A 16533-nucleotide genomic window follows, 5' to 3' on the forward strand; every position below is an offset into this window, starting at 1 on the left:
GCCTGTGACTGAACGCTCAGGCGCGCCGACAGCTTCCGCCGATCAGGCCGCGTTCTCCAGACGATGGCCTGCGTCGCTCGCCAGATAGGTGACGAGCGCCTGGCGCAGGGTCTGCAGGATCGCGTCGAACTTCGCCTCGTCGGGCTCCAGCAAGGTGAAGCGGAAGCCCTGAAGGTCTGAGTTGAAGCCGGTCGACAGCGGCACCACGCAGATGCCGGCGGCCCCCAGCAGATAATAGACGAACCGCGCGTCGAGCGCCTCGCCGAGCTGCGGGCCGACAATCGCCTCGACCTGCGCCTCCAGGGGCAGGCTCTGGCCTCGCCTGAGCGCGCCCCCGCGGAACACCGCGGTCATGTAGAAGGCGCCGCGAGGCGGATGGATGATCAGCTCCGGCAGGTCGCCCAGCACCTCGACGGCGCGCCGGGCGCGGCGCTCGTAGGCGGCGACGCGGGTCTCCAGATAGGGATAGTAGCGCGCGTCCCCCATGACCCGCGGCAACACCTTCTGCGGCAGGGTGGTGGCGCAGACTTCCAGCATCTTGGCTTCCAGCAGCGACCGGGCGAACCGGTCGAAGCTCGGGTCCTGGTCGCGGTTGTAGATCTCGATCCAGCCGCAGCGCGACCCGGGCCAGGGGAACTCCTTCGAAATGCCGCGCATGGCGATCGCCGGGACCTTGCCGACGACCGAGGCGAGCTTGCGCATGCCGCTCCCCGGGTAGGCGAGGTTCGAATAGATCTCGTCGGAGATCAGAAACAGGTCGTGGCGCGCGGCGATATCGACGATCGCCGCCAGCGTCTCCTCCGGGTAGACGAAACCCGTCGGATTGTCCGGATTGATGATGATGATCGCCGCGATGTCCGGGTTGGCGATCACCTTGGCCTCGAGGTCGGCCAGGTCGGGCTTCCAGCCGTTCTCGGGATCCAGCCGATAGGTGATGTGCGGGGCGCCGGCGTGGGCGGCCTCCGCCGACGAATGCGTCGGATAGGCCGGGTTCGGGCCGATCACCCGCGCCCTGGGGTGCAGGGCGCCGTAGATGGTCGAGATGGCGTCGCCGAGGCCGTTGAAGAACAGCAGGTCGTCCGGCGTGATCTGGATGCCGCCCTCGAGATTGCGCTCACGGGCGATGTAGCTGCGCGCTTCCATCAGACCTTTCGTCGGCGAATAGGCGAAGCTCAGATCCTCGGCCGCCGCCTGGGTGACGATCTCCTTGATCCAGTCGGGGACGCGTTCGCCCTTGGCCACCGGATCGCCGATGTTCTCCCACCGGATGGGAGCGCCGGTCGCCGCGATGGCGTTGGCGACCTCGACGATCTGGCGGATTTCGTAGCGCAGGTTGTCGGCGCCGGGGTGGACGATTTGCGTACGCAAGGAACTGGGCGCCTTCACTGAAGCCGAAACCTGACGGGGCGCGGAACCTATTCAATTGCGCCGCTGATGTGGAGGCCGAAACGACGTCGCGCGACGTGATGTCCTCTCGAGTCCGATCACGGACGTCCAGGCTCGTCAGCGAATGGTCGGGCGGCAGCCGACCTGGCCAGGGCCCCAGGTCGGCGTTGCGCCGTCGCCCTACGCCGGGAAATCGATCCTTGCAGTGTTGCTCCATAGGAACCCGCCTTGGCCTTGTCGTCCGTCGGTCGCCGAGATCGCTATCGTGGCGACTCCCAGGGCGTTCACAGTGAGACCTGTTAGATCTCCTTCAATGACGTGGTCGATCGCGCCCTGGCTCGATGACCGGGTGAATTCGCGCCGTGTCTCTGTCAAGATGTTCGCGTCGACGACCCGGATGGCCACGCCCTGGTTGTTGGCAGGCCGGTTCGGAAGAAACCCGCTTCCGGTCACGTGAAACTTCGCGTGCTGGATCGAGCCACTGAAGGTCACGCTGATCGTCGGCGGTTGTTGTGGCGGCGGTGGCGGCGGCGCGGGATGCTCCGCAGAAATGCTGAAGTGCTTTGTGAGCGTCGTGGGGCCGGAAGGCCCCGTCAGGCCCGTGCGATTGACGGTGATGGCATACGAGCCAGGGTCGTTAATCGCTAGAATCCGGTCGAACGCCACACCTGCCGGGATGGTGTCGCCGACCTCAGGCACGTGCACTCCGTTCTTCGTTGCGCTCCAGTTCGTTTCCGTAACAATCCCGTCGGTGGCTGCGATGTGCAGCCCAACCTGGAGAGGAACGATCGTCGACGTTTGGTCGATGCGCACGTCGAGAGTCATCGGCGCGCGCGGTCCCCAGAATGTGGTCCAGACGTGGTTGTCGTTGCCGATGACGAACAGGTCCAGGGCGCCGGGCGCGCGGGATACGGCGGCGACCTGCTGGCGTTCGCGGTCGAAGACGGCCTGGCCAGGCAGCGGGAACCAGTCGGCGCTCCAGCCGACCTGATCGTTCCAGTAGGTGGTCCAGACGTGGCTGTCGTTGCCGATGACGAACGGGTCCAGGTTGCCGGAAGCGCGGGACACGGCGGCGACCTGCTGGCACTCGCGGTCGAAGACGGCCTGGCCGGGCAGCGGGAACCAGTCGGCGCTCCAGCCGACCTGGTCGTTCCAGTAGGTGGTCCAGACGTGGTTGTCGTTGCCGATGACGAACAGGTCCAGGTTGCCGGGGGCGCGGGATACGGCGGCGACCTGCTGGCGCTCGCGGTCGAAGACGGCCTGGCCAGGCAGCGGGAACCAGTCGGCGCTCCAGCCGACCTGATCGTTCCAGTAGGTGGTCCAGACGTGGTTGTCGTTGCCGATGACGAACAGGTCCAGGGCGCCGGGGGCGCGGGATACGGCCGCGATCTGCTGGCGCTCGCGGTCGAAGACGGCTTGGCCGGGCAGTGGGAACCAGTCGGGGTTCCAGCCGACCTGGTCGTTCCAGTAGGTGGTCCAGACGTGGCTGTCGTTGCCGATGACGAACAGGTCCAGGGCGCCGGGCGCGCGGGATACGGCGGCGACCTGCTGGCGCTCGCGGTCGAAGACGGCCCGGCCGGGCAGCGGGAACCAGTCGGCGCTCCAGCCGACCTGGTCGTTCCAGTAGGTGGTCCAGACGTGGTTGTCGTTGCCGATGACGAACAGGTCCAGGGCGCCGGGCGCGCGGGATACGGCGGCGACCTGCTGGCGTTCGCGGTCGAAGACGGCCTGGCCAGGCAGCGGGAACCAGTCGGCGCTCCAGCCGACCTGGTCGTTCCAGTAGGTGGTCCAGACGTGGTTGTCGTTGCCGATGACGAACAGGTCCAGGTTGCCGGGGGCGCGGGATACGGCCGCGATCTGCTGGCGCTCGCGGTCGAAGACGGCTTGGCCGGGCAGTGGGAACCAGTCGGGGTTCCAGATTTGGAATGTCACAGTGACCTCCTCAGCTCTGCTTCCGAGCGGACCTTTTCAGCCCACCCCTGTGAGCAACTGACGCCGTTTTCGCGCTCTCAGTTGTCGAACCTCCGTCGAGTAACGGGCCCGGAAAGGCAGGACGTCCTTCGTTCGAAGGAGGCTCCTGCATAAATTCGTTGATGAGGCGACTGACGCCCTAAGCACCCGGGTCACAGGAGTCGCCGCCTCGTCAGTGAAGCGCGGAAAGGCCGAGGCGTCTGTCGCCGCGGCCAGCTGATCGCGACGTCGGCCGCGCAGGCGCCTTCACGGTGTCGCCAAGTTCGGCGATAGTCACGGTTGGGGGGGGCCGCTGATCGTGTTCGGACGTTTCCTGCGCGAACTGAAGCGGCGCCAGGTGATCCGTGTCGGCGGCGTCTATGCCGTGGCGGCGTGGGGCGCCTTCACGGTCGTCGACAAAATCCTAGAAACCCTGCAATTGCCGCCGTGGGTCTCGACGCTGGCCCTTGCCATGCTGGTCGTCGGCTTCCCGGTGGCCCTCGTCCTCGCCTGGATTTTCGACCGCGGCCGGCTAGACACCGGCCCCCGCGCCGAAGGGGACCCCGAGGCGCCGGCTGGCCGGCCTGCACTCACCCAGTCGGACATGCTGCTGATCGCGGCGATGGTGGTGGTGGTCGGTCTGGTCGGCGCCCAGATCGGCGGCCTCGTGGGCGGTCGCGCGGCGGTCCTGGGATCGGGGGTCCCCCAAAAGTCTGTCGCTGTCCTCCCCTTCACAGCCTTCGGCCAGCACAATGACACGGAGTACTTCGCCGACGGCCTGACCGAAGAGGTGATTAACAGCCTTGCGCAAACCCCCGACCTGAAGGTCGCCGGGCGCACGTCCGCGTTCTACTTCAAGGGTCGCAATGAGGACCTGCGGGAGGTCGGCAAGCGGCTGGGCGTCGCCCACGTGGTGGAGGGCAGCGTCCGCCGCGATGGAAACCAACTCCGCGTCACGGCGCAGCTCGTCAGCGTCAAGGACGGATTTCACCTCTGGTCAAAGACCTACGACCGCACCCTCGACGACGCCTTCGCGATCCAGACCGAGATCGGCGAAGGGGTGGCCGACGCGCTGAAGGCGAAGCTCGAGATCAAGGGCAAGGTGAAGGGGCTCAAGCGCGACCCCGCCGCCTATCAGCTCGAACTCACCTCCCGCGCGCACCTGCGGCGGATGGGGCTCGAAGACCTGCAGGCCGCGGTCGCCGGCTATCGACGCCTTACAGTGATCGAACCCGAGAACGCCGATGCCTGGGCGGGTTACGCGCACGCCCTGATCCTGCTGGCGCAGCACCACATGAACATGGACTTCGCGGCCGCCAGTTCCGCCAGCCAGGCCGCCGCAGAGCGCGCCTTGCGGCTGGATCCGACTTCGTCGGAAGCGTGGCTGGCCAAGGCAGTGGTCGGGATGACCCTGGCCGTCCGTCAGGGTGACACGCGCTTCGAGCGCGACACCGACGCGGCCCTCCGGAAGGCCCTGGAGATTGATCCGCGGAACACCGAGGCGCTGACACTCTTGTCCGGACGACTGGCGCGCGCCGGTCAGCCCGCAGAGGCCGAGCGTCTCGCACGGCGTGCCGTGGCGATCGATCCGCTCAGCCGGACAGCCCTCAGCAGTCTTGGTCGGGCGCTCACCTTCACGGGAAAGCTCGACGAGGCCGAGCGCGCCTATCGCGCCGTGGTCACCCTCCATCCCGATTTCGCCGAAGGCCCCTACCATCTGGCGATGCTGCTGGTGGAGAAGGGGCGTCTGGACCAAGCCGAACCGCTGCTGCGAGCGGTCGCGCAGAGCGGCGACGACCCTTACATCAGCTTCCAGACCCAGTGGCTCTACTACAACCTCGGCCTTGACGCCGAGGGCGACGCCGTCGCCGGCGCCATCAAGGGATCGCCGGGCCGCGAGCTCGGACGGGCCGGCACCTATGCGTTCCATGGCGATTGGGCCGGCATGCTGACTTTCGGACGCGCGATGGCCGCCAAGAGCGAGGAGGCCTTTTGGCCGACGGTCATCTTCCAGGCCGATGCGATGCTGGGCCGTTATGAAGAGGCGCTCGACGCGATACGCCCAATGCGGCCGGATGTCTTCGCCTCGGAGCCAGTCATATCGACGATGGACCTGAACGCCCCGATCCTGATCGCCCATGTGATGCGGCGCGCCGGCCAGGAGGCCCAGGGGCAGAAGCTGCTCGACAAGGTGCTCGCCGCGACAACCCCGGTGAAGGGCGGGCGCATGCCGAACGACTGGCGATTGGCGCGCGCCAAGGTGTTCGCCGAGCGGGGTCAGGGCGACCTTGCCATCTCTGAGCTCCGGGCCGCGTACGACGCCGGCTGGCGCACGGGCCTGCTCTTCGATGACAACGTCTGGGTCGAGGATCTTCCGATGATGCGCGGCCTGAGGGGCGATCCACGGCTGAAGACGCTCATGAGCAATGTCCGGCGCGATCTGGCCAAGCAGCGGGCGGCGGTCGCCCAAGGGCGGGCTTCCCAGAGAAGCGGAGCCTCAGGTCAGAGTGGCGACAATCAGCTCACGGCTCCCCGTCAATGAGCGTCTGGTTCCTGGAGGGGCTCTGATATCCGCTCGCAACGGTCGGCCACACAGGCGGCAGCAGGCTCAGCAGCCGGACGAGATCTCGCTGGCCGTCGACGCCGGTCTTGCGGAAGATGCTCGCGAGGTGGGTGCGCAGGGTGCTTTCGGTCACCCGCCGCGACGCGGCCAGTTGCAGCGCGCTTTCGCCGTTGGCCAGGGCCGAAGCGATGGTCGCTTCGGTCGGCGTCAGGCCGAATAGGGTGCGCAGCACGGCTTCCGTGGGCGACCGGTCGCCGGCGGTCGAGCGCAACAGCACGAGCGCACATCCCCGCTCGCCTCCAGTCTGGACGGACGGCGACACCAGCACGAGCAGGCGATCGTCGCCGACATCGGGAACGGCGATCGCGCCGCCGCCTCCGCCCTGGGCCGCGGCGGCGATACAGCGTCGCAGCGCCCCGCCGGCGGCCGGCTCCGCCGCCACCAACCGTCGGGGTTGGCATCGGAACGCCAGGCCGGCGGCCCGCCTCACCAGGTGCTCGCCGGCTGCATTGGCGTGCAGGACGTAGCCGCCGCCGTCACAGACGAGCGTCCCGATTGCGAGCGCGTCGAGCGCTGTCTCCGCGTGGGCGTCGACTGCAGCGGCGTGAAACTGCGCCGGCTCCGAGGGCGCAGCGAGGGGTGACGACGATCCGTCGATCCGACCCCAGTCGGCCAGCAGCGCCGCGCGATCCTCGCGGCGAGCTGGGAACGATGCGCCGATCATGACCGCCTCCACGACAACGGCGCCGCCGGATCGGCCGCTCCATGCGCAGAAGCTGTGGCGGCCGCACTTATGTTTGGCTTATGCCGACGACCAGCGGGGGTTGGGTGTCGAGGAGCGGCCGGACCAAGGCCCGGATCGAGGCGGAAGGCGGGCTTTCGGACGACGCCCTCATCATTCGCTCATAGCGTATGAAGTCTTCGATGGCGCCGCTTGTATCGGCCTGCCCGATCCTTCCCCGGATCAGCGCCTCGTGGAGCGGCGCGCAATTCGGATACCGGTCGAGGGCCCGAAGATAGATGGCGCAGGCCTCGGCTGGTCGACCCGCGGCCTCCTGCGCCGCGCCGAGACGCCGAGCGAGCTCGACGAACTTGCCGCGCAGCCGTTCAGGAGCCTGCAACGACCAGGCGTGGTCGTCGGCGCGGGGCGGGCCCGGAAAGCCGTCGAAGGTCGTCTGGGCGACACCTTGCGCTTCGCACGTCATCAGGTTCAGCGCCAAAGCGGCGTCGACACGAGCGTCCCAGTCGTCGAGGTCGACCCAGACGTACTCGGAGGCGAGGCGCAGCCGGCCTTCGCGCTGGACGATCAGATCCGCCCGTCCCAGCAGCTTGCGGAGCCTATGGAGCGACTGCTCGCAGGCCGCCCTGGCGCGGTCGCCCTCTGCATCGGGCCAGAGCCAATCGCAGAGCGTCTCGAGCGGCAGGTCATGGCCTCTCGACATGGCCAGGGCTCGGACTATGTCCAGCGCGCGAGTCGGGGGCTTCGGGCCGAGATCCAGCGGCGCGCCATCGATCTCCAGTCGGAACTCGCCCAGGACATGAATCTTGAGCCGCCAGGGCCACCTGCGTGGACGCCGTGCGGGCGAGCGAAGGCGGCGTTGGTGGATCAGCGTGCGGCAGAAGGCCGGCTCGACGTCGAGGTCGAGGGCGTCGGCGCAGAGCTCGGCCAACAGGTCCGGCAGGTTGGGCAGGACAGCAGACCAGCTGGCCTCCCGCACCTGGGTGATGGCGGCGCGGAGCTGGTCGGGATAGGCCTCGTGACCGCTGCGTTTCGCCGCGAGCGCCGCGGCGATCGTCATGCAGGCGTCGGTGCGCAGCCGCGTTGCGCCGTCGAACATGCCGGCGAGGCCTCCCAGGAAATCAGCCGCTTCCGTGGGGCCCTGGTCGGCGAGCAGCACCTGGAACTTGGTGATGAAGTGCGGCCAGCGCTCGATCGGAGGCTCGTCGGCCGCAGCGATCGCGCTCATGAAGCGCTCGCACGCCCGGTGTGCGGCCGGCAGGTCGGCCTTCAGGGTGCAGAGCGCGGCCTCGCAATCCGCCACGACCGCCACCTGGGTGGTGTTGCGGCTGTCGGCGATCTGGGCCAGGCGTGCGACCAGGGCCTCGAATTCCGCCACCTCGTTGCGTAGCTTCATCTGCAGCTGCAGGTGATAGAGGCCGCCGAACTCCACACCCCGCAGGCGCTCGTCCTCGCCGATCGAGATCGCCGTCCGCAAGGCGGCTTCAGGCGTAGGATAGGGGAAGCCGCGCCGCGAGAAGGTGAAATAGCGGCCGCTGGCCGCGCCGAAGGCGACCAGCCAAAGGCCTAACGCCCAGGGCGAGGCTTGCGGGTCCGCCAGATCGTTCACGACGCTGTCCACGGCCGCCTCGAACAGGGCCGATTGACCCGACGAGCCGGCATGTTCGATCAGCGCCTCGCTGGCGAGCAGCCGAAGCGAGGGCGGGAACCGGCCGGCCTCGGCCAGCCGCTCCAGCAGCCGCTCCAGCAGCCGCGTCTCCGCCGGAGCGGCCTGGCTGTACTCGGGCGCGAAGTCGAGCGCGCGCAACATCCCGATCAGCACCATCAGCTCGTCTTCGCCCGCGAGATCGGGAAGCCCGCGATCGAGCTGTTGCATCGCGCGCATCGTCCAGAGGGCGAGGCCTTCGTGCGTGCGCCAGCTGTCGGTCTTGACGAGCACGGCGCGCGCGACCGCGAGGCATTGGCCGCGCGCATCGTCCTGCTCGCAGAAGAGCTCCCAGGCTCGCGACAGCCAGGTCACCGCGGCGGCGTCGTCAGCCATGTGGGCGACCCCGAGCCAATAGCAGAGCCAGGCGTGCTCCTCGATCGACGGCAGGGCCGCGCACCACTCGATCAGTGTCGCACGGCGGCCCTGAGCCAGAACTTCGTCGGCCCGGTCCGCGATGAGGCGCCGCGCGAGCTCCCACAGCCCGCCCTTCAGCGCCACGTCGATGGCCGCATCGACGTGGCCAGCCGCATCCAGGACCTCGGCCGCCCGGCGTCGCAGATCGACCTGCTCGTGCGGCGGCAGGCCGGCCAATCGGCGGGCGAGGAACTCGCGGAGCAGGTCGTGCAGCCGAAAGCTGTCCGGACCCGCCGTTCCGCGCGTGACCAGCAGCTGCCGCTGGTGCAGGCGCTCCAACAAGGCGGGCGCGTCGTAGGACCGGGCCATGGCGGCGGCCAAGGCGGGCGTGGGTTCGGGCAGCAGGCTGAGCATCAGCAGCATCTGCTGCTCGGCGGCCGGCAAGGTGTCGAACAACTGGCGTCCGAGGCTGTCGAACATGGCGCTCTCGGGGCCGGCCAGCGACGACGTCGCGCGCCCGCCCTCCGCCAGCAGCACCAGGCCCACGGCCCATCCGCGCGCCGCCGCCACGTCGACTGTCGCGTCCCGCCCGAGGCGGCGACGGACGAGGGCCTGGGCCTCGCTCGCGGTGAACTGCAGGAGCGTCTGGTCGAGCACGGTGAGGCCGCCCTTCAGCGCAAGGTCCTCCAACTCGGGAGGCGGCATGGTCCGAGCGGCGCAAATGCAGCGCACGCTGTGGGGGACCTCCTGGAGCAATACCGCGAGGACGCGCCGGAACGCCGGCGAATCGGCGGCGTGGAGGTCGTCGAGCACCAGCAGCATGGCTGCGGGCAGGGCGGCGAAATAGGCGCGGAAAAACCGGCGGGCGAACGCCTCGGGCTGATTGGCGTACTCCACGCCGAACAGCGGCAGTCCGGCGGCCTCGCCCCCGGGCAGGGACAGCTTCAGGTCGTGAAAGAAGCTCGCGATGTCCTGGTCGCCTTCGTCGACCCGGCACCAGATGTGCGGTTCGCCGCGGGTCTGCAGATAGGTCACGAGGGCAGTGGTCTTGCCGTAGCCGCCCGGCGCGGCGATCCAGCAGTGACCGTCGCGCAAGGCGCGCTCCATCGCCTTCAGCACGCGAGGCCTGGCGATCGTGCGGCTGATGCGTGGCGTCGCGAGCTTGGCGACCGACGGCGGGTCCATGACCAGATCACTCGTAGGCTACACGTTGGAGTTTAGTATGCGCGCAACCCGCAGTCTGCGAAGAACGGCATTGGCCAAATCTCAGCCGTCCGGCGGACGCGAGCAGCGCTGTGCGGGCGTGTCGAGGCGGCGAGCCGTTCAGCGGCTCCGCCTTGGGGCCGACGGTGGCCTCAGCGCACGCTGAAGGCCCGAGCGCCTGCGGTTGGCGGGCCCGCGCCGGCGTCGAATGAGCCGGTCAATTCTTCGGGAACGCGTTTGGCCGCCTGTCCGATCAGCGGGTCGTGACGTCGATCTAGGCGTTTGGTCCCGGGAATTCCCGAGCAGGTCGGGACCCGCAAAAATATAGCCCTTCCTCATCGGTTCCACCGAAGCGAACCGCGACCCGCCCACGGTTGAATGGCTCTCGGGGCGGCCAGCCTCTGCCACAGGGAGGCGCGACAATGTCTTATTCGGCGTCCTACGACTTCTGCATGGCGCAGAAGGGCTTGCCGCTGCTTGGCGAAATTCTCTCGCGCAAGACGCTCGGTGACGCGACCGAGATTTTTCACGAGATCCACAGCGCGATCGAAGCCGCCGGCGGCGGGGAGGTCACCCTGGCGGCGCTTGCCGCCTTGAGTCCCTCGTTAGGCCTGACGGCCGATGCGATGGAAGTGCTCGCCGTCCTCGACGGCGCAGCCGGCGGCGTCGCCGCCTCGTTCTACGTCTCCGCGGCAGCCGGCTGCCTGGGCGCCGCAGTGCGCCGCGAGAACCTCCTCGGCGAGCTCGAGGCGGCGCCCGACGGTTTCGTGAAGGCCCGGATCCAGGCCGCCGCGGCCGTGGCCTAGCCGGCAACGGTTTAGGTCAGTCCCTCCACCTCGCGATCGGCCGGGCTGGGGCGCTTTAGCAGACGCAAGATCGGCTTTTCGAACAGCTCGTAAGATCGCCAGGCCAGGAGCAGCGAGGCCGCCACCGCGAGCAGAATGATCATGTCGGTCGGCAAGGCCAGGACGGGGCCCAGGGTGAGCAGCAGAGACACCGGAAAGGTGTGGACCAGGTAGAGCGTATAGGAGGCGTCGCCGAGGTAGGTCCAGACGCTCGCCTTCGCCTGGATCTGCATCGCGCCGTAGACGATCAGCGCCGAGGGAAGCCCGTAGGCCAGCACCCGCTGGAAGGCCCCCTCGCCTTGAAGGAACTGCAGGTCGCCGCCGGTGGGGGCGACGCCCAGGAAACCTGCGGCGACCAGGGCCGCGAACCCCGCCGGCACGCCCCATCGACCGATCCGGCAGGCCGGGGCATAGGCCAGTCCGACGCCCATCAGGAACTCGAGGATGATGGGGTTGCCGAGGAACTGGAACACCGGGCCCGCCGAGCGCAGCGCCGTCGCGGCGGCGTAGAGGCCGAGCAGCGCAAACATCCAGCGCCGGTCGAGGATCACCAGAGTGGCGGCGGCGTAGAACAGCGCCTCGAAGCAGAGCGTCCAGGCCACCGGCAGCATCGGCATGGTCATCACGTCGGTCGCCGGCCAGAGCAGGAAGGTGGCGACCACCTCGCGCCAGCCGAAGCCGGCCTTGGCGGCGATGGCGAGCGCCGGGATGCAGGCGAGGAAATAAATCGGGATGATGCGGCGCAACCGCTTCCAGGCGAACGCGTCCCAGGTCAGGCCCGGCGCGGTCTTCGCGATCACCACGCCGGAGATGACGAAGAAGATATCCACCCCGGCGCGCCCGACGATCGTCAGGTCGTGGGGCAAGAGCCCGTTCGAGCCGGTCACCGCGAAGGCCACCTGGGCGGAATGCACGTAGACCACCAGCAGGGCGGCCACGAAGCGGAGGGTCTGCAGCGACCAGATCATAGCGCCCTTCACGGAGGCGACGCCCTGCCAGACCCCCGCTGGGGATCCTGTGCCCGAGGCAAGGCTCTATGCCTGGCAGGATGCGCGCCAAAAGAGCCTGACCATGACCCCACAATTCAGGCGAGCACACAATCGAATGACATAGTGGCTTTCAGCGCCCTGATGGGCGCGCAGTGGTCGATCCGCCCTATGTCGGCAGAGACCTATCTCGCTGCCTGAGTTTTGACAAAGCCTGCGCCCAAGGGCTGCGAAGGCGCGGGCCTCGGGCGGAGCGGCAATGGTTGGCGAACAGGTGATCGTGGTCGTTCCTGTCGAGGGCGGCTGGTCCGTGCAGTGCTCGATGACGGGTCAGCCGGTCTTTTTCCGGTCGGGCGCACAGGCTGAAGAAACTGCGCGGAAGCTCGCCGCATGCATCGCTGAATTGGGACAGGACGTCCGCGTGATGATCCACGCCCGCGACAGCGCGCTGGTGGGCACGCGCAGGCATTTCGCACCCTAGGCGCGGGCGCTTCGTGGGCGGACCATCGCCGTCACGGCCGCATCGTGGCGCCGCCGTCGACGCTGATGATCTGGCCGGTGATGAACGAGCCCTCGTCCGACAGCAGCAGCGCGCCCACCGAGGCGATGTCGTCGGGTCGGCCGGTGCGCGACTTGATGTGGGCGATGCCAAGGGCCCACTCCATGAACTCCGGGCCGACCGCGCTCTTGACCCGCTCGTGAAGCGTCACGCCCGGCGCGATGCAGTTGGCGCGCACGCCGTCACGGCCGTAGCGGGCGGCGACGTGGCGCATCAGGGCGTGGACGGCGGCCTTGCTCATGGCGTAGGCGACGCGGCACGGCTCGCCGGCGTCGGCGGCGAGCGAGCTCGTGTAGACGATGGAACCGCCGCCGCGCGCGATGATCGCCGGAAGGGCGTGGCGGGTGCAGAGCAGGTAGCCGCGCGCGTTGACGCGCATGGTTTCGTCATAGTCCGCAAGGGGGAGTTCGAGCACGCCGGTGTCGAAGCCGCCATCGACAAAGGTGGCGAAGTTGGCGTGCAGCCCGTCCAGGCCGCCGTAGGTCTCGCAAGCGAGCGCCACCGCCGCAGCCACCGAGTCCTCGTCGGCCCCGTCCAGCCGGATGGCGCGCGCGCGCCCGCCCGCGCGCTCGATGTCCCCGGCGACAGCGCGGGCGCCGTCCAGATCGAGGTCGCCGAGCAGGACGCCCGCGCCTTCCTGCGCATAGCGGCGCGCCAGCTCCGCGCCGATGCCGCCGCCGCCCGCGACCAGAATGGACTTGCCGTCGAGCCGTTTCATGGGGCGCTCGCCTCCCAGACGATCGGCAGACGCTTCATGGCGACCAGCCCGGGAACCGCGGTGCGATCGGCGCCGGGTTTGATCCGGAACGCGGGGAGCCGGCGCAGGACCTCGCTGAGCGCGATGCGCAGCTCGCGCCGGGCGAGGTGGGAGCCCAGGCAACGGTGCGGGCCGGCGATGAAGGTCAGGTGCCGGTTCGAGCTCCGGTCGAGGCGGAAGCTGCGCGGGTCCTCGAACTCGGCCGGGTCGTAGTTGGCCGTGGCGACGAGGCACTGCACCATCTCGCCTTTCCGGATCTTCACGCCGTGAAGCTCGTGGTCGGCCTTGGCCATGCGCGACGAGTTCACGGTCGGGCTCATGCGCAGGAACTCCTCGACCGCGTCGGCGTGAAGCTGGGGATTGTCTCTCAGCGTCTGCTGCAGCTCCGGATCCAGGGCGAGGCGGCGGAACATCAACGAGCTGGTCGCCGCCACGGTGTCGAGCCCGCCGACCCAGAGGAAGAAGACGATCCCCATGATCTCGTCCTCGGTCAGCGGGCGGCCCTCCACCTGGCCGTGGACGATCCGGCTGGTCAGGTTGTCGCCCGGGGTCCTTCGGACCTCCTCGACGAAGCTGCGCAAATACGCGAGGCCGCTCTTCGCCCCCCATCTCATCTGCTCGAGATCGGTCATGTCGTGGAGCATGGCGTAGCCCCAGGAGAGGAAGTCCTCGAACCGCTGCTCCGGGAAGCCCATCAGCCTCATGAAGACCCGGACGGGATAAATGCGGCCGAAGTCATGGGAGACGTCGCATTCGCCCTTGTCGGCGAAACCGTCGATCAGCTGACCCACGACCGCCTGGATGTTGGCGTCGATCTGGGCCACCGCCTTGGGCGAGAACCACGGGTTCATCAGGATGCGGTACTTGTCATGCTCGGGCGGGTCGGCCTGGGGCGGAAGAGCCCGGAAGGTCTCGCCGATCATGATGAGGAACGGGAAGATCGCCTCGGAGGAATAGCGGTCAGTGTTCTGGAACACCTCGCGGACGTCGTCGTAGCGGGTGCAGACCCAGGACCCGGGCCACCTTGCGCCAGCATGCCGAGCGGGGGCGTAGAACACCGGCGGGAGCTTCTCGAAAACCTCCCAGGCCGGCGCATAGATATCGTCGAGCCCGCTCGGCCCGAGCGCGTCGTCGTAGTCGAAAATGAGCCCCGGCGGGATATGCGCGGGGATCGGCATGCCCGATCCGGCTTCGGCGCCCGGGCCGCGGTTTGCATCGTCCGCCATGACGGCTTTCCTTCTGCTTTGTTCGGGGGGTCGCGCCCTCGATCAGGCGATCACCTTCTCGTCGCGCAGCGTCTTCAACGCCGCGCGGCGCGCGACATTGGCGGCGGGGAAGCCCGCATAGGCGGTGGAGTGGTAGATCACCTCCTCCAGCTCCTTCAGCGTGCAGCCGTTCTTCAGCGCGATCGGGAAGTGCACCAGGAGCTCGTCCCGGGCGTGCAGCGCGATCAGGATGCCGAGCGTCACCAGGCTTCGGGCGCGAAGATCCAGGCCCTCGCGCACCCAGAGCTTGCCGAAGACGCTGTCCATCGAGATCTCCCCGATCTCGGTGCAGAACTCGTCGCTCCTCTCCTGGCCGATCTCGTCCATGGCTTTCGAGCGCCAGCTCTTGAACAGCTCCGCACCGGCGCCTTTGGGGTCAGTTTCGGTCACGCTTTCCTCCTGTTTTTTCTTTGAGATCCAGATCCCGAGGCCGCCTAGAGCGGCAGGTCCCGGAGCCGATAGACGCGGGCCGCCGTGCCCATCAGCAAGGCGCGGCGCTCCTCCTCGGAATAGGCGCGAGCCAGGCGCTTGAACGCGTTCCAGAGCACCCGGTACGAGGTGCTGCGCTTGTCGACCGGGAAGTTGCTTTCGAACATGCAGCGTGCGGCGCCGAGCGTCTCGATCGCCTGGCTGACCATCGGCCGATAAAGCTCCGCCAGCTGCTCCGAGGTTGGCGGCGTCGCCTGCTCGCGAAGGCTGCGGAACGCCGGCAGGGCCCCGGACATGAAGGGGTTGGCGAGGCCGCCAAGCTTCATGTGGACGTTGTCGTGCGGGGCGATCGCCGCGAGGCCGCGCCGCCACGCGGCCAGCAGCTCGCTCTGGGGCGTCGGCCGCTCGCCGAAATCGGCGATCGGCGCGAGGTGGTCGAGCACGATCACCGCTTCGGGAATCCGGCCTGCGAGCCGAGCCACATGCTCGAGGTGGGCATGGGCGCTGACGAGATCGAGCGCGAGGCCCCGGCGCGCCAGACGCGCGACGCCGGCCACGAAGTCAGCGTCATCGACGGCGCTGTTCGAACCGGGCAGGGGCTTCATCGCCAGGGTGGCGGGATCGAAGGTCACGAAGATGTTGGCGCGGAGTCCGCTGAAGCGGCCCTTGCCGGCGGCGATATGGGCGTCGAGCAGTTCGTCCACCTTCGCCGCGCCCATCGTGAGGTCGCCGGCGCCGGTGATCCCCGCGCAGATCCGCGGCGCGTTTCCGGCCCGGTCCGACGCCTCGCCCAGGGCCGCGATGAACTCGGTCTCGCCCACCGGCCGCAGGTGCTCGGGCCCGTTGGTGCGATAGCCCCGGTGGGCCTCGGTGTAGACGGTGCCGACCACCCGGTGTCCGCTGGTCAGGTCCGCCAGCAGCTCCGGCGTCTCGTACGGAAAGGGCTTCGCCCAGACGTGATGGTGCGGATCGACGATCGGCAGTTCGGGGTCCAGCGCCGGCTCCTGAACCTGGGCGAGCCAGGCCTCGTCGATGTGGTCATCCCAGGCTGACCGGCTCATGGCCGCAGAACCCAGCCGCCGTCCACATGCAGGGTCTGGCCGGTGATCCAGGCGCCGGCCTCCGAGCACAGGAGGATCTGGGCGCCCAGCGCCAGCTTGCTCACCCCATAGAGCGACATCGCGGGGAAGGCGCCGCCAGAGAGCTGGTTGACGATCTTGCCGCCGCCGCGGGCGCGCATCATCGGGACCGCGGCCTGCACGCAGTTCAGCGCCCCGGTCACATTCACGGCGACCAGTCGGTTCCAGTCCTCGATCGCAACCTCCGCGGCCGCCTGGTAACCGAGCTCGACCATGAGGGCGGCGTTGTTGACCAGGATGTCCACCCCGCCGAACGCCTCGGCCGCCGCGCCGGCCATCTGCTGGACCGCCGCCGGATCGGTGATGTCGACGCCGACGCCGATCGATTTGCCGCCGGCCGAGATGATCTCGTCAGCTACCGCCCGGGCGCCCGCGCCGTTGATATCGGCCACGACGACCGCGGCGCCGGCCTTGGCCAGGCCCATCGCATAGGCGCGTCCGATGCTGTTGCCGCGGCCGCCGGCGCCGGTGACGACGGCCGTCTTGCCGTCCAGACGGTACTGATCGATTGAAAAGGTCACGTCAGGTCTCTCCAAGGTGCGGGCGCGCGCAGCCGCTTGCGGCGCGGCGTCGGCCGGCCGTCATGGTCCGTTGAGCTTGCTGCGGGCATCTTGAGGCGGGCGCGGCGGCGGGCGCGGCGGCGCCCGCCC

Annotated in this window: 13 protein-coding genes; 3 read left to right on the plus strand and 10 right to left on the minus strand. The window is 68.7% G+C overall.

What is annotated here, in order from left to right:
* Positions 1–42: 42 nt before the first annotated feature.
* Complete coding sequence (locus ACSQ2B_RS24045) at positions 43–1368, minus strand: pyridoxal phosphate-dependent aminotransferase (protein WP_436053931.1); 1326 nt, start codon at positions 1366–1368, stop codon at positions 43–45.
* A 198-nt stretch (positions 1369–1566) separates the two neighbouring features.
* Entirely contained in the window at positions 1567–3318 is a 1752-nt protein-coding gene (locus ACSQ2B_RS24050) for a hypothetical protein (protein WP_436053932.1), read from the minus strand.
* Positions 3319–3655: 337 nt separating this feature from the next.
* Between ACSQ2B_RS24050 and ACSQ2B_RS24055 the strand changes: the two genes are divergently transcribed.
* Positions 3656–5878: a tetratricopeptide repeat protein gene (locus tag ACSQ2B_RS24055; RefSeq protein WP_436053933.1), complete on the plus strand. Its 2223-nt coding sequence runs from the start codon at positions 3656–3658 to the stop codon at positions 5876–5878.
* Here the strand turns inward: ACSQ2B_RS24055 and ACSQ2B_RS24060 are convergent.
* Positions 5859–6623, minus strand: coding sequence for a helix-turn-helix transcriptional regulator (locus ACSQ2B_RS24060; protein WP_436053934.1), 765 nt, complete (start codon positions 6621–6623; stop codon positions 5859–5861). The genes ACSQ2B_RS24055 and ACSQ2B_RS24060 overlap by 20 nt on opposite strands.
* Before the next feature lie 67 nt (positions 6624–6690).
* Entirely contained in the window at positions 6691–9885 is a 3195-nt protein-coding gene (locus ACSQ2B_RS24065; protein ID WP_436053935.1) for a hypothetical protein, read from the minus strand.
* 470 nt (positions 9886–10355) lie between these two features.
* Here ACSQ2B_RS24065 and ACSQ2B_RS24070 point away from each other — a divergent pair, with 470 nt between their 5' ends.
* Positions 10356–10709 carry a hypothetical protein gene (locus tag ACSQ2B_RS24070; RefSeq protein ID WP_436053936.1) on the plus strand — a complete coding sequence of 118 codons (354 nt, stop codon included), beginning with the start codon at positions 10356–10358 and terminating at the stop codon, positions 10707–10709.
* An 11-nt stretch (positions 10710–10720) separates the two neighbouring features.
* On the opposite strand, the gene ACSQ2B_RS24075 is transcribed toward ACSQ2B_RS24070, so the two are convergent.
* A complete protein-coding gene (locus ACSQ2B_RS24075) occupies positions 10721–11716 on the minus strand; it encodes an acyltransferase family protein (RefSeq protein WP_436053937.1) in 996 nt (331 codons plus the stop codon).
* A 277-nt stretch (positions 11717–11993) separates the two neighbouring features.
* Here ACSQ2B_RS24075 and ACSQ2B_RS24080 point away from each other — a divergent pair, with 277 nt between their 5' ends.
* Positions 11994–12215, plus strand: coding sequence for a hypothetical protein (locus ACSQ2B_RS24080; protein ID WP_436053938.1), 222 nt, complete (start codon positions 11994–11996; stop codon positions 12213–12215).
* A 31-nt stretch (positions 12216–12246) separates the two neighbouring features.
* On the opposite strand, the gene ACSQ2B_RS24085 is transcribed toward ACSQ2B_RS24080, so the two are convergent.
* Genes ACSQ2B_RS24085 through ACSQ2B_RS24105 form a run of 5 tightly spaced genes read right to left on the minus strand, consistent with a single transcriptional unit; the run spans position 12247 to position 16404 of the window.
* A complete protein-coding gene (locus ACSQ2B_RS24085) occupies positions 12247–13011 on the minus strand; it encodes an SDR family NAD(P)-dependent oxidoreductase (RefSeq protein WP_436053939.1) in 765 nt (254 codons plus the stop codon).
* On the minus strand, positions 13008–14276 hold the full coding sequence (locus ACSQ2B_RS24090; RefSeq protein ID WP_436053940.1) for a cytochrome P450: 1269 nt from the start codon (positions 14274–14276) through the stop codon (positions 13008–13010). Before ACSQ2B_RS24090 ends, ACSQ2B_RS24085 begins: the two co-directional genes overlap by 4 nt.
* A 42-nt stretch (positions 14277–14318) precedes the next feature.
* Positions 14319–14705, minus strand: a complete 387-nt coding sequence (locus tag ACSQ2B_RS24095) for a carboxymuconolactone decarboxylase family protein (protein WP_436053941.1) — start codon at positions 14703–14705, stop codon at positions 14319–14321.
* A gap of 44 nt (positions 14706–14749) precedes the next feature.
* Positions 14750–15805, minus strand: a complete 1056-nt coding sequence (locus ACSQ2B_RS24100) for an amidohydrolase family protein (protein ID WP_436053942.1) — start codon at positions 15803–15805, stop codon at positions 14750–14752.
* On the minus strand, positions 15802–16404 hold the full coding sequence (locus tag ACSQ2B_RS24105) for an SDR family oxidoreductase (RefSeq protein ID WP_436053943.1): 603 nt from the start codon (positions 16402–16404) through the stop codon (positions 15802–15804). Before ACSQ2B_RS24105 ends, ACSQ2B_RS24100 begins: the two co-directional genes overlap by 4 nt.
* Positions 16405–16533: the final 129 nt, after the last annotated feature.

Origin of the sequence: Phenylobacterium sp. LjRoot225 (assembly GCF_964252855.1) — a bacterium.
GTDB lineage: Bacteria > Pseudomonadota > Alphaproteobacteria > Caulobacterales > Caulobacteraceae > Phenylobacterium.